Origin of the sequence: Amycolatopsis sp. La24, from assembly GCF_029087445.1 — a bacterium.
Classification (GTDB): Bacteria; Actinomycetota; Actinomycetes; order Mycobacteriales; family Pseudonocardiaceae; genus Amycolatopsis; species Amycolatopsis nivea.
This window is the reverse complement of sequence record NZ_JARACH010000022.1, coordinates 35,294-58,160: the sequence shown is the minus strand read 5'-3', so window position 1 is coordinate 58,160 and position 22,867 is coordinate 35,294. Positions and strand designations below refer to the sequence as shown.

At 69.8% G+C, this 22,867-nt stretch carries 21 protein-coding genes; 19 read left to right on the top strand and 2 right to left on the bottom strand.

From position 1 onward, the window contains the following. Positions 1–64 precede the first annotated feature (64 nt). The 13 genes from kdpF (at position 65) to PUT80_RS21675 (ending at position 14,605) form a co-directional block, all read left to right on the top strand. On the top strand, positions 65–166 hold the full coding sequence (kdpF, locus tag PUT80_RS21735; protein WP_037358287.1) for a K(+)-transporting ATPase subunit F: 102 nt from the start codon (positions 65–67) through the stop codon (positions 164–166). Position 167: 1 nt separating this feature from the next. Beyond that, positions 168–1,829 (top strand): potassium-transporting ATPase subunit KdpA, encoded by a 1,662-nt coding sequence (kdpA, locus tag PUT80_RS21730; RefSeq protein ID WP_275293275.1) that lies wholly within the window; start codon positions 168–170, stop codon positions 1,827–1,829. Further along, positions 1,826–3,919, top strand: a complete 2,094-nt coding sequence (gene kdpB / locus PUT80_RS21725; protein WP_275293274.1) for a potassium-transporting ATPase subunit KdpB — start codon at positions 1,826–1,828, stop codon at positions 3,917–3,919. Before kdpA ends, kdpB begins: the two co-directional genes overlap by 4 nt. Before the next feature lies 1 nt (position 3,920). Next, a complete protein-coding gene (locus PUT80_RS21720; RefSeq protein WP_275293273.1) occupies positions 3,921–4,532 on the top strand; it encodes a potassium-transporting ATPase subunit C in 612 nt (203 codons plus the stop codon). A 4-nt stretch (positions 4,533–4,536) separates the two neighbouring features. Continuing rightward, on the top strand, positions 4,537–7,095 hold the full coding sequence (locus PUT80_RS21715) for a sensor histidine kinase KdpD (RefSeq protein WP_275293272.1): 2,559 nt from the start codon (positions 4,537–4,539) through the stop codon (positions 7,093–7,095). Continuing rightward, positions 7,092–7,790, top strand: coding sequence for a response regulator (locus PUT80_RS21710; protein ID WP_037810222.1), 699 nt, complete (start codon positions 7,092–7,094; stop codon positions 7,788–7,790). The genes PUT80_RS21715 and PUT80_RS21710 overlap by 4 nt, the downstream gene beginning before the upstream one ends. A 77-nt stretch (positions 7,791–7,867) precedes the next feature. Further along, the gene (locus PUT80_RS21705) at positions 7,868–8,134 is read left to right on the top strand and encodes a hypothetical protein (protein WP_275293271.1); all 267 of its coding nucleotides are present in this window, start codon (positions 7,868–7,870) and stop codon (positions 8,132–8,134) included. Between the two features lie 18 nt (positions 8,135–8,152). Beyond that, positions 8,153–8,434, top strand: a complete 282-nt coding sequence (locus PUT80_RS21700; RefSeq protein WP_078870323.1) for a hypothetical protein — start codon at positions 8,153–8,155, stop codon at positions 8,432–8,434. Between the two features lie 271 nt (positions 8,435–8,705). Next, positions 8,706–9,002: an acylphosphatase gene (locus PUT80_RS21695; protein WP_063697666.1), complete on the top strand. Its 297-nt coding sequence runs from the start codon at positions 8,706–8,708 to the stop codon at positions 9,000–9,002. Positions 9,003–9,181: 179 nt separating this feature from the next. Beyond that, positions 9,182–12,784 (top strand): chromosome segregation protein SMC, encoded by a 3,603-nt coding sequence (gene smc, locus PUT80_RS21690; RefSeq protein ID WP_275293304.1) that lies wholly within the window; start codon positions 9,182–9,184, stop codon positions 12,782–12,784. A 136-nt stretch (positions 12,785–12,920) separates the two neighbouring features. After that, positions 12,921–13,463: a hypothetical protein gene (locus PUT80_RS21685; RefSeq protein WP_275293270.1), complete on the top strand. Its 543-nt coding sequence runs from the start codon at positions 12,921–12,923 to the stop codon at positions 13,461–13,463. A gap of 161 nt (positions 13,464–13,624) precedes the next feature. Continuing rightward, positions 13,625–13,966, top strand: coding sequence for a beta/gamma crystallin domain-containing protein (locus tag PUT80_RS21680; RefSeq protein WP_134668037.1), 342 nt, complete (start codon positions 13,625–13,627; stop codon positions 13,964–13,966). Between the two features lie 135 nt (positions 13,967–14,101). Continuing rightward, positions 14,102–14,605 (top strand): hypothetical protein, encoded by a 504-nt coding sequence (locus tag PUT80_RS21675; RefSeq protein WP_275293269.1) that lies wholly within the window; start codon positions 14,102–14,104, stop codon positions 14,603–14,605. A 53-nt stretch (positions 14,606–14,658) separates the two neighbouring features. Here PUT80_RS21675 and PUT80_RS21670 read toward each other — a convergent pair whose 3' ends face one another. Both PUT80_RS21670 and PUT80_RS21665 read right to left on the bottom strand, forming a co-directional pair. Continuing rightward, the gene (locus PUT80_RS21670) at positions 14,659–16,224 is read right to left on the bottom strand and encodes a sodium:solute symporter (protein WP_134727895.1); all 1,566 of its coding nucleotides are present in this window, start codon (positions 16,222–16,224) and stop codon (positions 14,659–14,661) included. A gap of 9 nt (positions 16,225–16,233) precedes the next feature. After that, positions 16,234–17,448 (bottom strand): anhydro-N-acetylmuramic acid kinase, encoded by a 1,215-nt coding sequence (locus PUT80_RS21665; protein WP_275293268.1) that lies wholly within the window; start codon positions 17,446–17,448, stop codon positions 16,234–16,236. Between the two features lie 140 nt (positions 17,449–17,588). On the opposite strand from PUT80_RS21665, the gene ftsY reads away from it, so the two are divergent. The 6 genes from ftsY to PUT80_RS21635 all read left to right on the top strand — a co-directional run bounded on the left by ftsY (position 17,589) and on the right by PUT80_RS21635 (position 22,861). Continuing rightward, positions 17,589–18,944 carry a signal recognition particle-docking protein FtsY gene (gene ftsY, locus PUT80_RS21660; RefSeq protein WP_275293267.1) on the top strand — a complete coding sequence of 452 codons (1,356 nt, stop codon included), beginning with the start codon at positions 17,589–17,591 and terminating at the stop codon, positions 18,942–18,944. 97 nt (positions 18,945–19,041) lie between these two features. Beyond that, positions 19,042–19,671 carry a hypothetical protein gene (locus PUT80_RS21655; RefSeq protein WP_275293266.1) on the top strand — a complete coding sequence of 210 codons (630 nt, stop codon included), beginning with the start codon at positions 19,042–19,044 and terminating at the stop codon, positions 19,669–19,671. Next, the gene (locus tag PUT80_RS21650) at positions 19,671–21,074 is read left to right on the top strand and encodes a putative T7SS-secreted protein (protein WP_275293265.1); all 1,404 of its coding nucleotides are present in this window, start codon (positions 19,671–19,673) and stop codon (positions 21,072–21,074) included. Before PUT80_RS21655 ends, PUT80_RS21650 begins: the two co-directional genes overlap by 1 nt. A 28-nt stretch (positions 21,075–21,102) precedes the next feature. After that, positions 21,103–21,603: a hypothetical protein gene (locus PUT80_RS21645; protein ID WP_275293264.1), complete on the top strand. Its 501-nt coding sequence runs from the start codon at positions 21,103–21,105 to the stop codon at positions 21,601–21,603. After that, positions 21,600–22,121 (top strand): YbaB/EbfC family nucleoid-associated protein, encoded by a 522-nt coding sequence (locus tag PUT80_RS21640; protein WP_275293263.1) that lies wholly within the window; start codon positions 21,600–21,602, stop codon positions 22,119–22,121. Before PUT80_RS21645 ends, PUT80_RS21640 begins: the two co-directional genes overlap by 4 nt. After that, on the top strand, positions 22,118–22,861 hold the full coding sequence (locus tag PUT80_RS21635) for a hypothetical protein (RefSeq protein WP_275293262.1): 744 nt from the start codon (positions 22,118–22,120) through the stop codon (positions 22,859–22,861). The genes PUT80_RS21640 and PUT80_RS21635 overlap by 4 nt, the downstream gene beginning before the upstream one ends. Positions 22,862–22,867 lie beyond the last annotated feature (6 nt).

Below are 22,867 nucleotides of genomic sequence, written 5' to 3'. Positions count from 1 at the left end.
ACGCCCTATTGCTCATCGGCGTTTTCGCGGTGCTCGCCGGTGTCCTGCGCGGGCTGGAGAAGCTGTGAGCGGCGCGGGCACCGTGGCCAACATCGTCGGCGGACTGCTGGCGCTTGGCCTCCTCGGCTACCTGTTCGTCGCCCTCGTGAGGCCGGAGAAATTCTGAGATGAGTGACGTCGCGGCCGGCTTCCTGCAAGCCGGCGTGCTCCTGGTCGCCCTCGCGGTGGTCTACAAACCCCTCGGCGACTACCTCGCCCGCGTCTTCTCCACCGAGAAGCACCTGCGGATCGAGAAGACCCTGTACAAGATCGTGCGGGTCGACCCGAACACCGAACAGCACTGGAAGACCTACGCCTCGGGCGTGCTCGGCTTCTCGTTCGTCTCGGTGATCCTGCTGTACCTGCTGCAGCGCCTGCAGTCGATCCTGCCGTGGGACTTCGACCGCGGGCCGGTTTCGCCCGCCGTCGCGTTCAACACCGCGGTTTCCTTCGTGACCAACACGAACTGGCAGTCCTACACGCCCGAGTCGACCATGGGCCACTTCGTCCAGATGGCCGGGCTTACCGTGCAGAACTTCCTCTCCGCGGGCGTCGGGCTCGCCGTGGCGATCGCGGTGACGCGCGGGTTCGTCCGCTCGCGCACCGACCGGCTCGGCAACTTCTGGGTCGACCTGACCCGCGGCACGATCCGCGTGCTGCTGCCGATGGCGTTCGTCTTCGCGCTCGTCCTCGTCGCGCTCGGCGTCGTGCAGAGCCTGCGGTCCGGCGTCGCGGTGACGAACCCGGACGGCTCCAGCAGCACGATCGCGCTGGCCCCGGCGGCGAGCCAGGAAGCGATCAAGGAACTCGGCACGAACGGCGGCGGCATCTTCAACGCCAACTCCGCGCATCCGTTCGAGAACCCGAACGTCTGGACCAACGTCATCGAGATGTTCCTGATCCTCGTGATCCCGGTCTGCCTGACCCGCGCCTTCGGGCAGCTGGTCGGCAACCGCAAGCAGGGCTACGTCCTGCTGTCGGTGATGGCCGGTCTGTGGACGGCGATGCTCGCGGTGATCTGGACGTCCGAGGCGCGCACGAACAGCCCGTCGGCGCTGGCCGCGGGAGCGAACCTCGAGGGCAAGGAACAGCGGTTCGGCATCGGCGGCACGTCGCTGTTCGCCGACACCACCACCGGCACGTCGACCGGCGCGGTCAACGGCGCGCACGACAGCCTGTCCGGCCTCGGCGGCGGGGGCACGCTGCTGAACATGCTCTTCGGCGAGGTTTCGCCGGGCGGCGTCGGCACCGGGCTGTACGGGATTCTCGTCATGGCCGTGATCGCGATGTTCCTGGCCGGGCTGATGGTCGGGCGCACGCCGGAATACCTGGGCAAGAAGCTCGGCAAGCGTGAGGTCACCTGCGCGGCGATCTCGATGCTGGCGATGCCCACCGTGGTCCTGCTCGGCTCCGGAATCGCCCTGCTGCTGCCGGGAACCCGGGACGCGCTCGGCAACTCGGGCCCGCACGGGCTGTCGGAAGTCCTTTACGGCTACACGTCCGCAGGCAACAACAACGGCAGCGCGTTCGGCGGCCTCACCGCGACCAGCGACTGGTTCCAGGCGTCGCTGTCGGTGGCCATGCTGATCGGCCGGTTCGTGCCTATCGTCGCGGTGCTCTGCCTAGCGGGATCGCTTGCCTCGCAGAAGAAAGTTCCCGAAACCTCGGGCACGCTGCCCACTACCGGGCCGCTGTTCGGGACGTTGCTGACCGGCACGGTCGTCCTCGTCGCGGCTCTCACCTTCATCCCGGCGCTCGCGCTGGGGCCCATCGCGGAGGCGTTGGCATGACCATCACTCAGGAGCGGACTCCGGAAGAGGAGACGCAGCATCACGTAGAAAACGCTGGACGCGTCGGTGCCGGGGTTTTCAGCCCGAAGCAGCTGTGGTCGTCCATGCCGGACGCGCTGCGCAAGCTGAACCCGCGCCACCAGCTCAAGAACCCGGTGATGTTCGTGGTGTGGGCCGGTTCGGTCCTGACCACCGTCTTCGCGGTCACCGACCCGAGCGTGTTCTCGATCCTCATCGCGGTGTGGCTGTGGTTCACCGTCGTGTTCGCGAACCTGGCCGAGGCCGTCGCCGAAGGACGCGGCAAAGCGCAGGCGGAATCGTTGCGGCGGAACAAAAAAGAGACCGTCGCGCGGCGGCTCACCGAGGACGGTTCCGAGGAGCAGGTGCCCGGGGTGGACCTGCGGGTCGGCGACCGCGTGGTGGTCGAGGCCGGGGAGGTGATCCCGGGCGACGGCGACGTCGTCGAAGGCATCGCCACGGTCGACGAATCGGCCATCACCGGCGAGTCGGCCCCGGTGATCCGCGAGTCCGGCGGCGACCGTTCGGCGGTCACCGGCGGCACCACGGTGCTGAGCGACCGGATCGTCGTGCGGATCAGCACCAAGCCCGGCGAGTCCTTTGTGGACCGGATGATCGCGTTGGTGGAAGGCGCTTCCCGGCAGAAGACGCCGAACGAGATCGCGCTGACCATCCTGCTGTCGACGCTGACCATCATCTTCCTGCTCGCCGTCGTGGCGCTGCAGCCGATGGCCGCGTACTCCGGCAGCCAGCAGTCGGTGATCGTGCTGAGCGCGCTGCTGGTCTGCCTGATTCCGACGACGATCGGCGCGCTGCTGAGCGCGATCGGCATCGCCGGAATGGACCGGCTGGTGCAGCGCAACGTCCTCGCCACCTCCGGCCGTGCGGTCGAAGCCGCCGGCGACGTCTCGACGCTGCTGCTCGACAAGACTGGAACGATCACCTTCGGCAACCGGCGCGCGACTGAGCTGATCCCGGTCGGCAAGTCCACTATGGACGATCTGGCGCGCGCGGCCCGGCTCTCCAGCCTCGCCGACGGCACGCCGGAAGGACGCAGCATCGTCGAGCTGATCGCCGAGCAGCACGGGCTTCCGGGCGCGGCGGACGACAGCGAGATGCTCGCCGAGTTCGTGCCGTTCACCGCCCAGACCCGGATGAGCGGCGTGGACCTGGACGGCCGCGAGGTGCGCAAGGGTGCGACGTCGGCGGTGCGCCAGTGGGTGCGCGACCGCGGCGGCGACGTCCCGGACGAGACCGAACGCGTCGTGGACGAGATCAGCCAGCAGGGCGGAACCCCGCTGGTGGTCGCGGAAGCGGCGAACGGGACGGCGTTCGTGCGCGGGGTCATCCGGCTGTCGGACGTGGTGAAGCCGGGCATGAAGGAGCGGTTCGAGGAACTGCGCTCGATGGGCATCAAGACGGTGATGATCACCGGCGACAACCCGCTCACCGCACGCGCGATCGCCGAGGACGCGGGCGTCGACGACTATCTCGCCGAGGCCAAGCCCGAGGACAAGATGGCGCTCATCAAGAAGGAACAGGAGGGCGGGCGGCTCGTCGCGATGACCGGCGACGGCACGAACGACGCGCCCGCGCTCGCACAGTCCGACGTCGGCGTGGCGATGAACACCGGGACCATGGCGGCGAAAGAGGCCGGGAACATGGTCGACCTCGATTCGAACCCGACGAAGCTGATCGAGATCGTCGGCATCGGCAAACAGCTGCTGATCACCCGCGGCGCGCTCACCACGTTCAGCGTGGCGAACGACCTGGCGAAGTACTTCGCCATCCTGCCGGCGATGTTCACCGGCATCTTCGCCCAGCTCGGCGCGCTCAACATCATGCACCTGGCGACGCCGAAGTCGGCGATCCTCTCCGCGGTGATCTTCAACGCGCTGATCATCGTCGCGCTGATCCCGCTCGCCCTGCGCGGCGTGCGGTACCGGCCGTCGTCGGCGTCCGCGCTGCTGCGCCGCAACCTGCTCGTCTACGGCCTCGGCGGGATCGTCAGCCCGTTCCTCGGGATCTGGGTGATCGACCTGATCGTGCGCCACATTCCAGGGATTGGCTGACATGAACGTCTTGCTCAAGCAGACCTGGGCGGGCCTGCGCCTGCTCCTCGCGATGACCGTGCTGCTCGGCGTCGTCTACCCGCTCGGCGTGTGGGCGGTGTCCCGCGTCCCCGGCCTCCAGGGGCACGCGGAGGGTTCGGTGGTGACGCTGCACGGCCAGGCCGTCGGCTCGTCGCTGATCGGGATCGACCCGGTCGCTGCCGACCCGGCGCGCGACCCGTGGTTCCACAACCGGCCCTCGGCCAGTTCGAAGGACGTGCTCGGGCCGGGCGACCCGTCGACGTCGGGGCCGTCCAACAAGGGGCCGTACAACGAGGATCTGACCAAAGCCATCGCGCAGCGGCGGGCGCTGATCGCCCAACGCGAGGGCGTCACTCCGGCGGAGGTGCCCGCGGACGCGGTGACCGCTTCGGGCTCGGGCCTCGACCCGGCGATCAGCGTCGCGTACGCCGATCTCCAGGTGCTTCGCGTGGCCCGCAACACCGGGTTGAGCGAGGAGAAGGTGCGGCAGCTGGTCGCGGACAACACGAGCGGCAACGGGATCGGGGTGCCGGGCGTGAATGTGCTCCGGCTCAACCTTGCCGTGCATTCGGCCGCTCCTGGCGCACACTGACACAGTGAGCACCCCTGACACACCCCCGAAGCCGCGCCGAGGCGAACTGCGCATCTACCTCGGCGCGGCTCCGGGCGTCGGCAAGACCTTCGCCATGCTCGGCGAAGCCCGCCGTCGTCTGGACCGCGGCACGGACGTGGTCGTCGGCCTGGTCGAAACGCACGGCCGCGAGAAGACCGCCGACCTGCTCGACGGGCTGGAAGTCGTGCCGCGGCGCACGGTCAGCCATCGCGGGCACGAGTTCGCCGAGATGGACCTCGACGCGGTGCTCGCCCGCGCGCCCGAGGTCGTCGTCGTGGACGAGCTGGCGCACACGAACGTGCCCGGCGGACGGCACGAGAAGCGCTGGCAGGACATCGACGAACTGCTCGACGCGGGCATCGACGTGCTGTCCACGGTCAACGTGCAGCACCTGCAGAGCCTCAACGACGTCGTCGAGCGCATCACCGGCGTCACCCAGCAGGAAACCGTGCCGGACGAGGTCGTGCGCCGCGCGGAGCAGCTGGAGCTGGTCGACATCACGCCGGAGGCGCTGCGGCGGCGGCTCGCGCACGGCAACGTGTACCCGGCCGAGCGCATCGACGCCGCGCTGGGCAACTACTTCCGGCCCGGCAACCTCACCGCTTTGCGCGAGCTGGCGCTGCTGTGGGTGGCCGACCAGGTCGACGTCGCGCTGCAGCGTTATCGCGCCGAGCAGAAGATCACCGATACGTGGGAAACGCGCGAACGGGTGGTCGTGTCGATCACCGGCGGTCCGGAAAGCGAGACGCTGATCCGGCGCGCCAGCCGGATCGCCACCCGGGCGGGTGCGGAACTGCAGGTCGTGCACATCCTGCGCGGCGACGGCCTGGCCGGGCTCGGGCCGACCGCGATGGCCCGCTGCCGCACGCTGGCCGAGGAGGTCGGCGCGACCTTTCACGCGGTGGTCGGCGACGACGTGCCGACGGCGCTGCTCGACTTCGCGCGCGGGGTCAACGCGACTCAGTTGGTCATCGGCACCTCGCGGCGGTCCCGGATCGCGCGGCTTTTCGACCAGGGGATCGGCGCGACGGTGGTGCAGCAGTCCGGGCCGATCGACGTGCACATGGTCACGCACTCCTACGCCGGCGGACGGCTGCGGGCGCGGCTGGGCACGAGCCCGCTGGCCCCGTCGCGGCTCGTGCTGGGCTGGGTGCTGAGCATCGTGGCACCGGTCATCGCGACCGGTCTCGGCGTGCTGTTGCGCGACGCGGTCGAGTTCTCCACCGACGTGATCCTTTACGTGCTGGCCACCGTCATCGTCGCGCTGGTGGGCGGGCTCGGTCCGGCGCTGGTGGCCGCGATTTTCGGGGCCGGGCTGCTGAATTTCTTCTTCACGCCGCCCCTGTACACGCTGAATGTGCACAGTCCGCAGAATGTCGTGACGCTGATCGTGATGATCGTCGTGGCGGTGATGGTGGCGCTGGTCGTCGCTTCCGCCGCGCGGCGGGGGGTGGCGGCGGCGCGGGCTCGCACGGAGGCGTCGTTGCTGGCGTCTTATGCGCGCACGGTGCTGACCAACCCGAACCCGATCGAGCGGTTGCTGGAGAAGGTGCGAGAGAACTTTGGCCTCACTTCCGTGACGCTGCTGGAGAAACGCAATGGCAAGTGGGACAAGGTCGCGCTGTCCGGCGGCGAGCCGTGTGCGGATCCGGATGAGGCCGATGTGGACATTGCGGTGACGGCTGACGTCCACCTGACATTGCGCGGTCGCGCATTGCCCGCGGCGGACCGCCGGGTGCTCGAAGCCGTTGCGGGACAAGCGTTGCTCGCTTTGCGGCAGCAGCGAATGGCAGCGGCTGCGGCGGCCGCCGAACGAAAAGCCGAGGCGACCGAGTTGCGCACGACGCTGCTGTCCGCGGTCGGACATGACCTGCGGACGCCGCTCACGTCCATCAAGGCGGCGATCGGCAGCCTGCGCGCGCCGGATCTTTCGCTGTCCGATGAGGACACTGAGGAACTGATGGAAGCGGTGGAGCTTTCCGCGGACCGGCTCGCCGGGCTGATCGACAACCTCCTCGACTCGTCGCGGCTGGCGACCGGCGCGGTCACCCCGCACTTGCGGCCGGTCGGTTACGACGAAGTGGTCGCGCATGCGCTGTCCAATGTGGACAACTCGCAAAACGTGCAGGTATCGGTGGACGCACGATTGCCGTCGGTGCAAGCAGATCCCGGCCTGCTGGAACGGGTGATCGCGAACGTGCTCGACAACGCTCTCCGACACGGCGGCGGCGACGTTTCCGCGCGGGCCAGCGCGCATTCGGAGTTCGTGGAACTGCGGATTGTCGATCACGGAAAGGGCTTGCGGAAGGGGACCGCGGAGTCCGCGTTCGCGCCGTTCCAGCGGCTGGGCGGCGACCGGGACTCGACGCCGGGCGTCGGGCTCGGCTTGTCGGTCGCGAAGGGGTTCACCGAGGCGATGGGCGGTACCGTTCGCGCGGAGGACACTCCTGGTGGAGGGTTGACGGTGGTGATCTCGCTGCCGGCCTGTACCGGCCGGGAACTCGTGGAAGCCGAACCGGCGGAGGAGGGGGTGGCGCGATGACTGCCGATCCAGCGGCGACGGTGCTGGTCGTCGACGATGAACCGCAGATCGTGCGGGCGTTGCGGATCAACCTCAACGCACGCGGGTACAAGGTGATCACCGCGCACGACGGGACCGCTGCGCTGAAAGCGGTCGCCGAAACGAAACCCGACGTGGTGGTGCTCGATCTCGGCCTGCCTGATCTTGATGGCACCGAGGTGATCGCAGGCCTGCGCGGCTGGACGACGGTGCCGATCATCGTGCTGTCCGCGCGCGGTGATTCGGCGGACAAGGTCCAGGCACTGGACGCCGGTGCGGACGATTACGTCACCAAACCGTTCGGCATGGACGAACTCCTGGCCCGCCTGCGAGCCGCGGTCCGCCGCTCGTCGGTCGGCGGCACGGACGGTGCGGAAGCGGTGGTGGACACCGGCTCGTTCACGATCGACCTGGCCGCGAAGAAGGTGCTGCGCGAGGGACGCGAGGTGCACCTGACCAAGACGGAATGGGGAGTGCTGGAACTGCTGGTCCGCAACCGCGGCCGGCTGGTGGCACAGAAACAGCTGCTGCACGAGGTGTGGGGGCCGTCGTATGAGACGGAATCCCATTATCTGCGGGTGTATCTGGCGCAATTGCGGCGGAAGCTGGAGCCGGAGCCTTCACGGCCGCGGCACTTGCTCACCGAACCTGGGATGGGGTACCGCTTCGAGGCCTGAGCTGCCAGAAAAGCCGTGAGGGGAACCCTGAGGGAATCAGATTCCCTCAGGGTTCCCCTCACGTACTTCAGCGGCTGGTGGAACTCGTCGGGTTGGTGTCCGAAGTGGACGCGCTCGGCGACGAGGACGACGACGGCTGGCCGCCGGTCGAACTGCTGCCAGAGCTGGGCGGCGGGCTGTCCGGAGGCGGCGACGAGGGGGTGCTCGGCGGGGTGGACGGCGTCGTCGAGGCCGTGGAGCTGGTCGGCGGTTTCGGCGTCGTCGGGTGGCTGGTCGGCGGGTCGCTGCGGTCCGACGTCGTGCCCGGCACCGGTTGCCCGCCACCAGGCTGGCCGCCGGGCTGACCGGCGTTCGGCGGAGGAGTGATCACGCTCGTCGTCGGCTTCCCGTCCGGGCCCACCGCCACCACCGTGGTCGGGGTCGGCGGGGAGGTCTGGCCGGGGGTCGGCGAGCCGGGGACGGTCATCGGGCCGCCGGGGACGGCGTTGCCCGGCACGACTACCTGGGAGCTGCCCTGCAGTCCGCCCTGGCCGCCGCCGGTGGTGTTCGTCGCGGTGTCGGTGACCGAGCCGGGGCCGGCGAGTTCGGCGACCGCGGCGAAGGCCGTCGCGACCACGAGGCCGCTGACGCCCAGGATCGCGTAGCCGGAGCGGCTCAGCCTCCCGCTCGCGCCCTTCGGCGGAGCGGTGGGGGCAGCGCTCACCGCGATCTCGGGCGACGCTGAGCTTGGTTCAGGCCCGTCGGGACGGGACATGCAGGCTCCTTAGAAGGGGTCAACGCTCAAGTCGAGGGGCGGCAACGGGGGAGCGGGGCTCCGGCCCCGGATGCCAGGCGGGAGGTTATCACTGCTCAGCACCCGTTCGCGCGACCGAGGGACGGGGCCGTCACCGTCCGCAGCCGGGGGTGTGCGGCAGGATGGGGCCGGTGAACGAGCAGGAATCGCCCGTCCGGCTGGCCGCCTGGGTGCACGGGCAGGTGCAGGGTGTCGGTTTTCGCTGGTGGACCCGGAGCCGGGCGCTGGAACTCGGGCTGACCGGATTCGCCAGGAATCTCCCGGACGGCCGTGTCGAGGTGGTCGCGGAGGGTAGCCGGGGCAACTGTGCGCAGTTGCTGAGCGCGCTGCGCTCCGGAACCTCACCCGGAAGAGTGGATCAGGTAGTTGAACGCTGGACCGCCGCCAAGGGCGGGCTGGACGGGTTCGCCGAACGCTGAGGCGGGTGGGGCGGCTGCGGCTGACGGGGTGCTTGGGGTTGCCGGGGCGGTCGGTCCTGTGCTAGGCGCGCCCGGGCGGCCCGGCCTCCCACGGCGCCGGAGAACCCCCGGGTAGCCTGTCCCGAACCGGGGGAACCGGTAGCCATCCAGTACCCGTGGCCAAGAGGGGTCGGCAGCACGTGCACCTGAAAAGCCTGACGCTCAAGGGCTTCAAGTCCTTCGCCTCGGCGACCACGCTGCGCTTCGAACCCGGCATCACCTGCGTGGTCGGCCCGAACGGCTCCGGAAAGTCGAACGTCCTCGACGCGCTGCGCTGGGTCATGGGCACCCAGGGCGCGAAGGACCTGCGCGGCGGCAAGATGGAAGACGTCATCTTCGCCGGCACCGCGGGACGCGCCCCGCTGGGCCGCGCCGAGGTCACGCTCACCATCGACAACGCCGACGGCGCGCTGCCCATCGAGTACGCCGAGGTCTCCATCACCCGCCGGATGTTCCGCGACGGCGCGAGCGAGTACGAGATCAACGGCGACCGCTGCCGGCTGATGGACGTCCAGGAACTGCTGTCGGACTCCGGCATCGGCCGCGAGATGCACGTCATCGTCGGGCAGGGCCAGCTGTCGGCGATCCTGGAATCCAAGCCCGAGGAGCGGCGCGCGTTCATCGAGGAGGCCGCGGGCGTCCTCAAGCACCGCAAGCGCAAAGAGCAGACCCTGCGCAAGCTCAACAACATGCAGGGCAACCTCGACCGGCTCACCGACCTCACCACCGAACTGCGCCGCCAGCTCAAACCGCTGGGCAAACAGGCCGAGATCGCCCGCAAGGCCCAGTCGGTGCAGTCCGACCTGCGCGACGCCCGGCTCCGGCTGCTCGCCGACGACCTCGTCACCCAGCGCGAGTCCATCCAGCGGGACGAAGCCGACGAGCGCACCGCCCGCCAGCGCCGCGCCGAGGTCGAGCAGGCGTTGGAAATCGTGTCCGCGGAAGAAACCGAGCTGGAGGCTTCGCTCGCCGAGGACGCGCCGCGGCTGCAGATCGCGCAGGAGACTTGGTACAAGCTGTCCGCGCTCACCGAGCGGTTGCGCGGCACCGTGCGGCTGGCCGTCGAACGGCAGCGGCACCTTTCTTCCGACGTCTCCGCGCCTACCGGTGGCCGCGACCCGGAGGAGCTGCTCGCCGAGGCCGAACAGGTCGCGGAGCGCGAGCAGGAGCTGACCGAAGCGGTCATGGAGGCCCGCGAACTTCTCGCGGAAACCGTGCTGCGCCGGGAAGATCTCGAACAGCGGGTGCAGGCCGCGGAGCGCGCGCACTGGGCCGCGGTCCGGGCGATCGCCGACCGTCGCGAGGGCATGGCGAAGCTGACCGGTCAGGTCGAAGCGTTGCGCAGCAAGAACGGCGCGACCGCGGAAGAGGTCGACCGGCTCACCGTCGGGCTGCAGGAAGCCGCCGAGCGCGCGGAAATCGCGGTCGAGGAGCTGGAAGAAGCCAAAGCCGTTGGCGGCACGGAAGAATCCGACGACGCCGAGCTGCAGCAGCGCCACGACCGCGCGGTGGAGGCGAACAACGCCGCCAAGGCTCGCGTCGAAGAACTGGTGAAGGCCGAGCGCGGTTCCGAGCGCGAGATCGCGTCGGAGAAGGCCCGCGTCGAGGCGTTGTCGATGGGGCTCAAGCGCAAGGATGGCGCGGGCGCGCTGCTCGGCGCGTCCGCGGAATTGCCGGGCCTGCTCGGTTCGGTCGCCGCGTTGCTGACCGTGCAGCCGGGGCACGAGGTCGCGCTGGCCGCCGCGCTCGGACCGGTGGCCGACGCGGTCGCGGTGTCCGGCGGCGAGAACGCGCTGTCCGCGCTGAAGTACTTGAAGGAAACCGATTCCGGCCGCGCCGGGATCGTGCCGGCCGGTGCTGGGTCCACTGTGGACACCAGCTCGTGGCCGCCGCTGCCCGAGGGCGCCCGCTGGGCTCGCGAGGTCGTCAGCGCGCCGGAGCAGTTGCGTCCCGCCGTCGAGAAGGCGCTGGACCGCCTCGCGCTGGTGCCGGACCTGGAAGGCGCGCGTCAGCTCGTGGCGCAGCACCCGCAGGTGCGGGCGGTCACCGCTGAGGGCGATGTCTTCGGGGCCGACTGGATCGCCGGTGGTTCCGCCGCTCGCGAGAGCGTGATCGAGGTCCAGGCGGCGGTCGACGAGGCGCAGGAACGTTTGCGTACGGCGGAACGCGCGCTGGAGCAGTACTCCGCCGAACTGGAAGGCGCCCGCGCCGAGCAGCAGTCCCGGCGCGAAGAGGTCGGGCAGGCGAAGGACGCGCTGGGCGAAGCCAAGGTGCGCAAGGCCCGTTCCTCCGAGCGGCTCAACCGGTTGCAGCAGGCGGCGCGGTCCGCGCAGGCCGAGGTCGAACGGCTCACCCAGCAGCGTGCGAAGGTCGAGCAGAGCCGCGAGCAGGCGCTGGAACAGTTGGCAGAGCTGGAAGAACGCCTCGCCGCGGTCGCCGAGCAGCCGGTCGAAGACGACCCGGACACTGCCGAGCGCGACGAGGCTGCCGAGCAGCTTGCCGTGGTGCGGCAGGAAGAAGTCGAAGCGCGGCTCGCGCAGCGCACCGCCGAGGAACGCGCGCGCAGCATCGCCGGGCGCGCGGAATCGTTGCGCCGCGCGGCCTACGCCGAGCAGCAGGCCCGCGAGCGCGCGGCCAAGGCCCGGGAAGCGCGCGAGCGTGGCGCGGAAATCGCGAACGCGGTCGTCAACGCCGGTGAATTCGCGCTGGAGCGGATCGAGCTGTCCGTGCAGCGCGCGGCTGCCGAGCGCGACGAAGCCCAGGCGCAGCGCCAAACCCGCGAAACCGCGCTCACCGCGGTGCGCGCGAAGGTGCGCGAGCTGTCCGGTGAACTCGAGAAGCTGACCGACGCCGTCCACCGCGACGAGGTGCTGCGCGCCGAGCAGAAGCTGCGGCTGGAAACGCTGGAAGCGAAGATCGCCGAGGACTTCGGCATCGGGCTGGCGGACCTGGTCGAGGAGTACGGGCCGAACGTGCCGGTGCCGCCGAGCGCGGGCGAGATGGCCGAGTACGAGGCGGCCAAGGAGCGCGGCGAGGACGTCACCCCGCCGCCGCCGATGCCGTACGACCGCGACACCCAGGCCCGCCGCGCCAAGCGCGCGGAGAAGGACCTGACCCTGCTGGGCAAGGTGAACCCGCTGGCGCTGGAGGAATTCGCGGCGCTGGAGGAGCGGTACAAGTTCCTCTCCACCCAGCTGGAAGACCTCAAGGACACCCGCAAGGACCTCGAGGCCGTCATCAAGCAGGTCGACGAGAAGATCCTGGAGGTCTTCACCTCGGCCTACGCCGACGTGGCGCGCGAGTTCGAGACCGTCTTCGGCGTCCTGTTCCCCGGCGGCGAGGGCCGGATGGTGCTCACCGAGCCGAACGACCTGCTCGCCACCGGCGTCGACGTCGAGGCGCGCCCGCCGGGCAAGAAGGTCAAGCGGCTGTCGCTGCTGTCCGGCGGCGAAAAGTCGCTGGTGGCGGTCGGCATGCTGGTGGCGATCTTCCGCGCCCGCCCTTCGCCCTTCTACGTGATGGACGAGGTCGAGGCGGCGCTGGACGACACCAACATGCGCCGGCTGATCGGCCTGCTGGAGCAGCTGCGCGATTCGTCGCAGCTGATCATCATCACGCACCAGAAGCCGACGATGGAGATCGCCGACGCGCTGTACGGCGTGAGCATGCAGGGCGACGGCATCACGAAGGTGATCTCGCAGCGGCTGCGCACCGCGGAAGAGGAACCCGTCCCGGCTTCCTGAGCGGGGTTGCGCCGTTCAGCCGATCCTGCCCGAACGGGCAGGCCTTGCCGGACTGCTGTCCGATCGGCCAACTGCTGCCGGATCCGTGCGTCTTCAGGGGTGTTCGCAAGCACCACATCCTGGAGGGGATTCGACAATGCGCACCATCGTGGCCCGCACCCTGATTTCCGGTTCGCTGCTCGGCGCCGCCCTCGCGGTCGCCGCGTGCGGCGGCGGCTCGCCGACCGGGCAGGCCGCAGCCGCGCCGACTGCGCTCTCGGCCGCGCCGACCGCTTCTTCCGTGGCCGCACCGACTTCTTCTGCGACGCCCACGCCGTCCGCCCAGGCCCCGGCGCACCAGAGCAAGCCCAAGCCGCACTCGACCCCGGCCAAGGAGCAGCCCGGCGACCGCTTGCCGGGCAAGGGAGAACTCGGCAACGGCGCGGACTGCGGCCCCATCGACGGCCCCGGCGGCAAGGTCGACGTGGTGACCGAGGCGATGCCCGCCGGCACCGTCGGCTGCACCGAGGCGATCAACGTGATGTCCGACTATCTGGCCCAGGCGCCGACCAAGGCCGAGGGCAGCGGGCGTTTCCTCGACGTCGACGGCTGGAACTGCGGATACGACGGCGGAAACGGCGGCAGCAAGCAGATTTTCTGCGGCAGCAAGGGGCTTTCGTTCCACGGCAAGGCGGTGTGAGCGCGGCACTTTTCCCTCGCGCCCCGGGTACGAACGGGTAGAAGCGGGCACCGTGGCTGTCCGCTCGCCGTCCGGGGCTGGCACGGTCGGTCTTGTCCGGCGGCGCGGTTGAGCCGGGCGCACCTTCAAGGCAGCACTGGGAGAAAGGTTCCACAGCGATCATGCCTTCACTCGTCAAGAGACTCGCGATCGGCGGCGCCGCGGCGCTCGCGCTGGCCGTCACCGTTCCGGCCGGTCAGGCGTTCGCCATCGACCGGGTCGCGTGCAACGGCCGCACCGACTTCGTCCAGCTGCGCCTCGCGGGCGGAAGCCCGTGGGACGGCAGCGATGTCGCCTGCTTCGCCAACAGCGGCGCGACGTACGTGGACCTGGGCGGCGTCACCCGGGTCGACTCCGGCAACAACTCCGTCACCCTGTACTGGGACGGCGGCCGGACCGACCTCGGCCGCTGGCAGGGCGGCGACCTGAACTTCGTGCACGTGCGGCAGGTCGTGATCCACTAAGCGATTCCGCCGGCGGCCCGGCTTTCCCGCATCGAGGGGAGGCCGGGCCGTTCGCTGTCACACTGCCGACCCGGCGTTGGCCCCATAGAGTGAATCCGGCCGAACGGCGGCCGAGAGCCGGGGAGGTACTTCTTCATGCGCGCGATGGTGCCCAAAGCCGTTGTCACGGCGTCGATTCTCGCGTTCGGCGCCCTGCTCTCGGCTTGCGGCGGGAGCAGCGACCCGGCGGCCGCCGTCTCGTCCCCGCCGTCGGTCGCGCTCACTGTCACGTCCGTGCCGGCGAGCCCCCTGCCGAGCAGCAAAGCAGCGCCGTCGAGCAAGACGCACAGCCCGGGCGAATCCCAGGACAGCAGCTCGGACGCCGGGGAAACGGTCGGCCCGCCGGTCGACTGCGGCCCGATCGACGCGCCCAACGGAAAGGTCGGCCTGGCCGCCGCCGAGACCAAGGCCGGTCGCCCTGGCTGCACCGAGGCGATCAACGTGATCACCCAGTACTTCGAGGACGCGCCGAAAAAGGCCGAGGGCACCGCGCACGTGCTGAACGTGAACGGCTGGCGGTGCATGGCCGACACCGGCGCGCAGGGCAGCGGCCGGATCGGCTGCGACAAGGACGGCATGGTCTTCTACACGCAGCCGTAAACGTCGTGAGTGGCGTTGCCGGTTCTAACCGGCAACGCCACTCACGAGCCTTGCTAGGCAGGGGTTTCCGCGGGCTCCTCGACCTGCTCGACGTTCGGGTCGGCACCGCGCCGCCGCAGCGACAGCAGCCCGCCCACGATCAGCGTGATCAGCACGCCGGCGAAGGTGTACCAGTAGGTCGCCAGCGGCACGAGCGTCTTCGTCGCCGCGCCGAACTGGATGTGCACCTCGGTGGTCGCCTTGTCGAATTTCACGAACAGGATCAGGAACGCCATCCCGACCACCGAGCAGGCGAACGCGATCACCGCGTCGGACTGGCGGGCCTTGCGCACCAGCAGTCCGAGGAAGAACGACCCGAGCAGCGCGCCGTAGGTGTAGCCGACGATTCCGAGGCCCTGCTGGATCACCGGGTCCTTCGAGTTGGTGAACATCGAGGCGAACACCGCGAACACGGCCGCCCAGATGAGTGTCCACATGCGACCGTGCCGGAGCAGTTTCGCGTCCTCGATCGATTTGTGCGTGAACCGCTGGTAGAGGTCGGCGATCGTGGAGGTGGACAGCGCGTTGAGCGCGGACGCGAGCGCGCCCATGGTCGACGCGAGAATGCCGGCGATCAAGAGCCCGGCGAGGCCGACCGGAAGGTCGTTGACGATGAAGTTGGAGAACACGTCGTCGCCGGACATCTTCCCGGCCGCGACCGCGGTGGCCGTCGAGCCGGTCTTGCCGCCGGTGTAGACCCACAGCATCGCGCCGACGAGCAGGAACAGCGCGAACTGGATGAACACGACGATGGACGAGCCGATCAGCGCGCGCTGGCCGTCGCGCAGGTTCCGGCAGGAGAGCAGGCGGCCGACGATCAGCTGGTCCGCGCCGTGCGAGGCCATCGACAGGAACGCGCCGCCGACTACCGCGCAGAGGAACGCGTACGGGTTGGTGAGCAGGTTCGACGCGAAGTCGGTGAGCTGGAACCTGCCCTGGCTCGAAGCGATCTGCGTCCAGCCGGACGGCAGCTTCGTGGACAGGAAGATCACCGCGCCGATCGCGCCGAGGATGTAGAGCGACCACTGGATGACGTCCACCCAGATCACCGACTTGATGCCGCCGACGAACGCGTAGACCACGGTCAGCGCGGTCAGCAGCACGACGATGTGCCAGTACTCGGTGTGGATGCCGTAGTGGCCGAGGATCGCCTTGATCGGGATCGCCCCGGCGAACAGCCGCAGCCCCTCGGCGAGCAGCCGCGTCACCACGAAGGTGACCGACGCGGTGCCCTGCAGCCCGCGGCCGAAGCGGCGGCCGAGGAATTCGTACGCGCTCACGTAGTTGCCGCGGAAGTAGCGCGGCAGCAGCACGAACGCGGCGATCACGCGGCCGATGATGTAGCCGAACGCGACTTCGAGGAACAGGAAGGCGCTGCCGAACACGAGCCCGGGCGTCGAGATGACGGTGAGCGTGGACGTCTCGGTGGCCACCACCGAGAGCGTGACCGCCCACCACGGCATGCTGCGCTCGCCGACGAAGTAGTCGTTCGCGGACTTCTGTCTGCGTCCGACCAGCACGCCGATGACCGGCATCGCCGCGAGGTACACGATGACGATCACCAGATCGACTGGATTCATGGGGTTCTCCTACCGTGGTTGCCCGGATTCCGCGACCCGGAGCCGGGTCGCGGCGCCCCCCAGCGGGGCGGGGAGATTCAGGGGCGCCGCACCCGGCGTCAGCGCGCCGAGCAGGCGGGGACCGCTCGCGCCGGTGGCCGAGGGCAGCGTCGCCGGGACGCCGCACCAGCTCAGCCAGCCGAGCAGCGCGGTCAAGTAGGCCTCTTTGCCGGAGCCGGGGAGGCCGAGGTCGTCGCTGGTGCGGAGCGCGCCTTCGGGAAGATGCCGCGCCAGCGCGGCCATGGTCGCCGGGTTCGCGACGCCGCCGCCGGACGCGACAACGGTCGCGACGTCGTGCCGCCGGCATTCCGCGGCGACCGTCGCGGCGGTCAGTTCGGTGAGCGTCGCCAGCAGGTCCTCCGCGGACAACGACGGCAGGCCGGACAGGGCTGCGTTCAGGTATCCGCCGTGGAAGTGCTCTTTTCCAGTGGATTTCGGCGGAGGGGCGGCGAAATAGGGGTCGGCGAGCAACCGGTCGAGCAGGTCCTTCCGGACCGAGCCGGCTAGCGCGAGCCGTCCGTCGACGTCGGCGGACAGCTTGCCGTCGCTGACGTGGGCGGCGGCGAGATCGAGCAGCGCGTTGGCCGGGCCGGTGTCGTACGCGAGCACCTTGTCCGACTGCGTGACCACGGTGATGTTCGCGATGCCGCCGAGGTTGAGCGCGGCCACCGGACGTCCGGTGTCCTCGGCGAGGCCGCGCAGCCACATCGCGTCGAGCGTGCTCGCCAGCGGCGCGCCCTGACCGCCCGCGGTGATGTCGCGGATGCGGAGGTCGGCGATCACCGGCACGCCGGTGCGCTCGGCGATCCACGCCGGCTGGCCGAGCTGGAGCGTGCCGAGCGCGACGCCGTTTTCGACCCAGTGGTAGACGGTCTGGCCGAGCGAGGCGATCACGTCCACCGGCCCGTACGCGGCGATCCCGCGCGCGGCCGCGTCCGCGAACGCCTGGCCGACCCGGGTGTCGAGGACGGTCAGCTGCCGCGCGCTGCTCGGCCGCGGCGGGAACGCGTCGAGGAGGTCCGCGCGGAGGTCGGCGGGATAGGGCACGTCGAGCTCGCCGAGCGGGGTGAGGACGACGGTCCCGTCGTCTTCGCGGATTTCGGCGACCGCGACGTCGATCCCGTCCACGGACGTGCCCGACAGCAGCCCGAGGACGCGGAAACAGTGGCCGGCGGGGGTGGTCATCCGATGTGGTCTAGTCAACGCGGAAGGGGTGGCGCAAGACGCTTCGTGGAGTCTTGGCCGAATCGGAACCGTTCGCGTTACTCGTTGGCCTCGCGGTGGGGTGTCCGGTGGCTTGTGCACGCGGATGACAGGATGGTGGCGTGTCGAGCACCTGGTTCTGGATCGTTGTCGTCGCCGTCGTCGTCCTGGTCGCCGTGCTGGTGTCCGGGCTGCTCATCGCGCGCAAGCGGCGGATCAGCATCGCCGAACAGCGCAAGGTCGAGGAGAAGCCGAAGGGCGGCGGGTACGCCGCGAGCGGCGGGATCTCCTTCGCGTCCGGCGGAACGGCCGTCGAGGCGAAACCCGAGCCTGCTCCTTCGCCGGAGCCTTCGCCCGATCCGGTGGTCGAGCACCCCGTCGAGGACCGGCCGGAAGTCGACGGCCAGCCCGCGGTCGGCGACGACGCCGCGGTCCCGCGCGACTCCGACCAGCGCACGGTGCGCGACGTCAAGCTCCCCGAACCGGTCGAGGAAGAAGCTCCCGAAGCGGTCGTGCCGGGAACGGTCGAGCCGATCGAGGAGATCGAGTCCCCGACCGGCCGGCTCGAGCGTCTGCGCGGCCGCCTGTCGAAGTCCCGCTCGGTGTTCGGGCAGAGCCTGCTGGGCCTGCTCGGCGGCGGCGACCTGGACGAGGACTCGTGGCAGGACGTCGAAGACACGCTGCTCATGGCGGACCTCGGCGCCGCCACGACGACCCAGATCGTGGACCGCCTGCGCGACGAACTGAACCGCCGCGCGGTGCGCACGTCGGACGAAGCCCGCGAACTGCTGCACGAGGTGCTGACCGCGGCGCTGTCCACGGACGCCGAGCGCTCGGTCCGGGCCCTCCCGCACGAGGTAGACGGCAAGAAGCAGCCCGCGGTGGTCCTCGTGGCGGGCGTGAACGGCACCGGCAAGACCACGACGACCGGCAAACTCGCGCGAGTGCTGGTGGCCCAGGGCGGCACCGTGGTGCTGGGCGCGGCCGACACGTTCCGCGCCGCGGCCGCCGACCAGCTGCAGACCTGGGGCGAACGCGTGGGCGCCTCGGTGGTGCGAGGCAAGGAAGGCGCAGACCCGGCGGCAGTCGCGTTCGACGCGGTCAAGCAGGGCATCAGCGAGGGCGTGGACACAGTCCTGGTCGACACCGCGGGCCGCCTCCACACGAAGACCGGCCTGATGGACGAACTCGGCAAGGTGAAGCGAGTCGTGGAAAAGCAGGCGCGAGTGGACGAGGTCCTGCTCGTGCTGGACGCGACGACCGGACAGAACGGACTCGCGCAGGCCCGGGTGTTCGCCGAGGTCATCGACGTGACGGGCATCGTCCTGACCAAACTGGACGGCACCGCCAAGGGCGGGATCGTGTTCCAGGTCCAGAAGGAACTGGGAGTGCCGGTGAAGCTGGTGGGGCTGGGCGAGGGGCCGGATGACCTGGCACCGTTCGAGCCTGGGGCGTTCGTGGACGCTTTGCTGGGCTGATTCCCCCAGACGGGTGAAGATCGGCTAAAGCGGACATTCCCTGCAGGGTGGCCTGCCACGGTGGGTAGCGGCGCAGCTACGACCACGAGGGGTGGGCATGTCGGGCGGGTTTGGCGCGGTCCCGGAAGAACTGTTCCGGACGGCGAATTCGATCGGGGATGTGATCGGCAGCGCCGCGGGCCTGCTGTGGCAAGGGCCGAGCGGCGACTACGGGCATCGAGGGGTCCAAGCTGGGTGGGCCGGGTTCGTCGAAGAAATCCAGGCCGAGGTCGCCCGGCTGACCGAGATCGCCGAGGGGCACGGCGACGACCTGCGGACGGCGGCGGGGAAGTACGCGGAGTCCGACGCCGCCGCGACCGGGACGATCGGCAAGTTCGGCTCGGGGCTCGGCGACCTCTTCGGCGACACTGCCGGAGGCGTGACCCCCTTCGCCGGAGCCGAAGCGCAAGCCGAAGCCAAGATCGGCAGCAGGCTCGAGGGCGCTCCGGGCGGAGGGTTCACCGGAGGCCTCACACCGAGCCAGCTGGACGAGCGTCTCGGCGAGCCCGAAGGCGGACTGCACGACGTTCCCGGAGGCGGCTGGACCGGCGGCGCGACCGGACGGATCAGCGGGTCGATCGACGACGACGGGCCGATGCGGATCATGAGCCCGGAGCGTTCCCGGCAGCTCTTCCCCGATTCCTCGGGCAAGCCCGCCGGCCGCGACGAGATCGGGCCGGTCTTCTGATGGGCGCGGAACTCGGGCAGACCACCGACCCGAAAGCCTTGATCCCCGGCGAGCCGCAGCTGCTCTCCGGCGACCTGAAAGACCTGGTGCGCAACATCGACAAGATGGCCGGGATTTCCGAAGGGCTCGGCGGGATCGCCCCTCGGGAGTGGTCCGGCGACGCGGCGGACCGCTTCCGGGAGATCTTCGGGCAGGAGCCGAAGAACTGGATCGAGACGATCGGCGTCCTCGGCAAAGGCGCGACCGCGCTCGCCGACTACGGCGACGCGCTGACGTGGAGCCAGAGCGAGGCGCAGCGGGCGATCGAACTCTTCACCCAGGCGCAAGCGGCCTCGCGGGCCGCGGCCGCGGACCACCAGGTGCAGATGCTGCAGGCCAGCTCGATCGGAGAGGCGATCGCTCCGCTCGTGGATCCCGGCCGGGCCGCCATGTCCGAGGCGCAGCAGATCCTCGAGAACGCGCGCGGCAAGCTCGAACAGGTCGGCGGCATGACCGCGGAGGCCCTCGGCTTCAGTCGCGACGAGGACGGCTCGTACTCGAAGGACGTCGGCAAGGGCAAGGAATTCGGCGCCGACCACCGAAAAATGGTCGACCAGTGGAACGACGAGAAGGGCAAGTTCGAGGAAAAAGACCCGGGCGGGTGGCAGAAGAGCCGCTTCGGCAAGAGCTTCAAGGGCGAATTCGGCAGCCAGTCGGACGGGATGTTCGGCGACAAGATCGGCAGCCTCCTGGAGTCGCTCGGGATCGACACCCACGAATCCACTGTCTCGGCCGAGGCGGGCGTGGACCTGCTCGACGGTTCGCTCGAAGGCAAATTCGGGTCCGAGCAGTTCGGCGGCAGCGGGAAGATCGGGGGCGCGGTGCTCGGCGCGAACGCCGAGGCGCACGCGGGCGCGAGCATCCTGGGCGTCAACGCCGGCGCCTCGGCCGAGGCGTATCTGGCGAAGGGCAGCGCCGAGGGCGAACTGCACCTGTCCGACCACGCGGGCTTGAAGGGCTCCGCCGAAGGCGAGATCGGGGCCAGCGCTTCCGCGGAAGGTTCGATCGGCGTGACCGGAGCCCAGGGCAATGCCGAGGCATTTGTCGGCGCCAGGGTCGAAGGCGACGTCAGCGCCGAAGTCGGCGGCGTGTCGGCCGGTGTGCACGGCGAAGCCTGGGCCGGTGCGGGCGTGGAAGCGAGCGGCCAGGTCGGCATGGGCGACGACGGCAAGTTCCACCTCGGCGCCTCCATCGGCGTCGGTCTCGGCATCGGCGGCAAGATCGGATTCGACATCGCGATCGATCCGGGCGAGGTCGTGGACACGGTGAAGGACGTCGCCGACGATGTCGGCGAGGTGGTTTCCGACGTGGGGAATGGCATCTCCAACGCGGCGGGGGCCGTCGCCGACTTCCTAGGCTTCTGAAAACCAGACCCAGATTCGGAGAAACGCAGTGGCATCCACTATTCCGGTTCCGATCCAGTTCTCGTTGCCCGAGGGCTGGCAATCGGTGCCGCCGGACGAGGTCGGAGCCCCGGGCGCGGCGTTCGTCGCGCTGAAGGCGTCCTCGGCGCGGGACGGGTTCACTCCCAACATCTCGATCACCGGCGAGATCCGGGAAAACGCCGTCCTCACGGAGATCGGCGACGAAGCGGTCGAGAAACTGCGCGCGGCCGGCGCTGCCGACGTCCGGCTCGGCAGGCGGAACGAGGTCGGCTCGGACTCGGATCCCGCTTTGACCCAAGCGGTGAAGCTCACGATCCCGTTGCGGGGCAAACCCGCCGACCTCGTGCAGTTCCAGGTGTTCATGCTGATGCGGGACCAGCGGGAGCCCGAGCGGAGCGCGGTGCTGCACGTGGTGCTGTCCGCGTTGCTCGAGGACCAGTTCGAGCACGTGATCGGCGATTTCCAGAAGTTCCTTGCCACCATCGAACCGGAGAAGCCCACCCGATGAACGAAACAGCCCGGCAGCTGCTCGCCCGGATCGAAGCGATCGATTCCGCGGCGACGGACAACCGGCTGCGCGCCGAGGCCTATCAGCGCATGAACGACGAACTCAAGGAAACTCAAGGACAGGCGACGTCTCCCGACGGCGCGGTGACGGTCGTGGCCGGACCCGGCGGCGGGATCACCTCGATCACCTTCAGCGAGGGTTCGTCCGAAACCGCCAGGGAGGTGCTCGCCGCGGACGTGCTGCGGGCGATTTCCGAAGCGCAGGCGAACGTCGCGAGGGCTCAGGCCGACGTCGTTCGCCGAGGGCTCGGCGACACCGAATTGCTCGACCGCGTCCTGGACTCGGACGAGGAGTTGTTCGGCGCCTCCCGCCCTTCGTCACTCGGCGCCGTGCCCGAGCCGGTCGCTGCGCCGGGCAGTCGGCCGCTGCCTGCTTTCGCCGGCCGGGGCCCGCGCGTGGCGGACGACGAGTTCGAACCGGTCGACATCTTCGATGACGGGGACGAGCGGCGGCGATGAGCGTCGCGCTGATTTTGGTGATCGTCATCGGCGGCACGCTCCTCATGGCCGGGGCGCTCGTCTGGTTCCTGGTCTGGAACAGCCGTTCCTACAAACGCGACCAGGAACAAGCCATGGCCCGGCTGCAGCAGGAGATCCAGCGGCGCGGGTGGCGGTACGAGGAACGCAACGACGCCTATTGCGCCTATTTCGACGAGGGCGACCGCTACATCGAGCGAAACGCGGTGGAGCAGGCGATGAACCCGCTCGGGCCGTACTTGAACCGGCGGGAGATCTACGAGGCGCGCGAGATCGTCACCGGGACTCATCGCGGCAGGCCGTTTCTCGCCGGGGCTTTCCGGGTGCGGACGCCGATGCAGGGCGAGACCAACACCCTTCGCGTGATTTGGGTGCGCGGCCCGGGAACCGGCCCGGCGTTGCAGATCAGCCGCGTCGCTGAGTTGTCCAGCCGGGTCAACGCGCAGATCGGGCAGGGCGACGTGCAGACCGGCGACGCCGAGTTCGACCTCCGGTACGAGGTGCGCAGCGGGAACGCCGATTTCGCCCGTGCCGTACTGAATCCGGTCGTCACCGCGTTCCTCAAAACCGATCCGCGCAAGTTCCGCGGGTTCGCGCTGGTCGGCGGGAAGCTCGACTTCTTCGACCAGGTCAGCGATCACCGAGACCCGAAGGTCCTGCTCCCTGCCCTCGATCTCCGCTGCGACCTTCTCGACCGCATCCCGAATTCCGTCTGGCACTAGGAGAAA

Excerpts from the sequence above, each read along its gene's own strand:
- PUT80_RS21665 (WP_275293268.1), bottom strand. The coding sequence starts at position 17,448 with ATGACCACCCCCGCCGGCCACTGTTTCCGCGTCCTCGGGCTGCTGTCG.
- PUT80_RS21720 (WP_275293273.1), top strand. The coding sequence starts at position 3,921 with ATGAACGTCTTGCTCAAGCAGACCTGGGCGGGCCTGCGCCTGCTCCTC.
- PUT80_RS21675 (WP_275293269.1), top strand. The coding sequence starts at position 14,102 with ATGCGCGCGATGGTGCCCAAAGCCGTTGTCACGGCGTCGATTCTCGCG.
- PUT80_RS21640 (WP_275293263.1), top strand. The coding sequence starts at position 21,600 with ATGAACGAAACAGCCCGGCAGCTGCTCGCCCGGATCGAAGCGATCGAT.
- PUT80_RS21685 (WP_275293270.1), top strand. The coding sequence starts at position 12,921 with ATGCGCACCATCGTGGCCCGCACCCTGATTTCCGGTTCGCTGCTCGGC.
- PUT80_RS21670 (WP_134727895.1), bottom strand. The coding sequence starts at position 16,224 with ATGAATCCAGTCGATCTGGTGATCGTCATCGTGTACCTCGCGGCGATG.
- PUT80_RS21655 (WP_275293266.1), top strand. The coding sequence starts at position 19,042 with ATGTCGGGCGGGTTTGGCGCGGTCCCGGAAGAACTGTTCCGGACGGCG.
- PUT80_RS21680 (WP_134668037.1), top strand. The coding sequence starts at position 13,625 with ATGCCTTCACTCGTCAAGAGACTCGCGATCGGCGGCGCCGCGGCGCTC.
- PUT80_RS21650 (WP_275293265.1), top strand. The coding sequence starts at position 19,671 with ATGGGCGCGGAACTCGGGCAGACCACCGACCCGAAAGCCTTGATCCCC.
- PUT80_RS21710 (WP_037810222.1), top strand. The coding sequence starts at position 7,092 with ATGACTGCCGATCCAGCGGCGACGGTGCTGGTCGTCGACGATGAACCG.
- kdpB (WP_275293274.1), top strand. The coding sequence starts at position 1,826 with ATGACCATCACTCAGGAGCGGACTCCGGAAGAGGAGACGCAGCATCAC.
- PUT80_RS21695 (WP_063697666.1), top strand. The coding sequence starts at position 8,706 with ATGGGGCCGGTGAACGAGCAGGAATCGCCCGTCCGGCTGGCCGCCTGG.
- PUT80_RS21635 (WP_275293262.1), top strand. The coding sequence starts at position 22,118 with ATGAGCGTCGCGCTGATTTTGGTGATCGTCATCGGCGGCACGCTCCTC.
- kdpA (WP_275293275.1), top strand. The coding sequence starts at position 168 with ATGAGTGACGTCGCGGCCGGCTTCCTGCAAGCCGGCGTGCTCCTGGTC.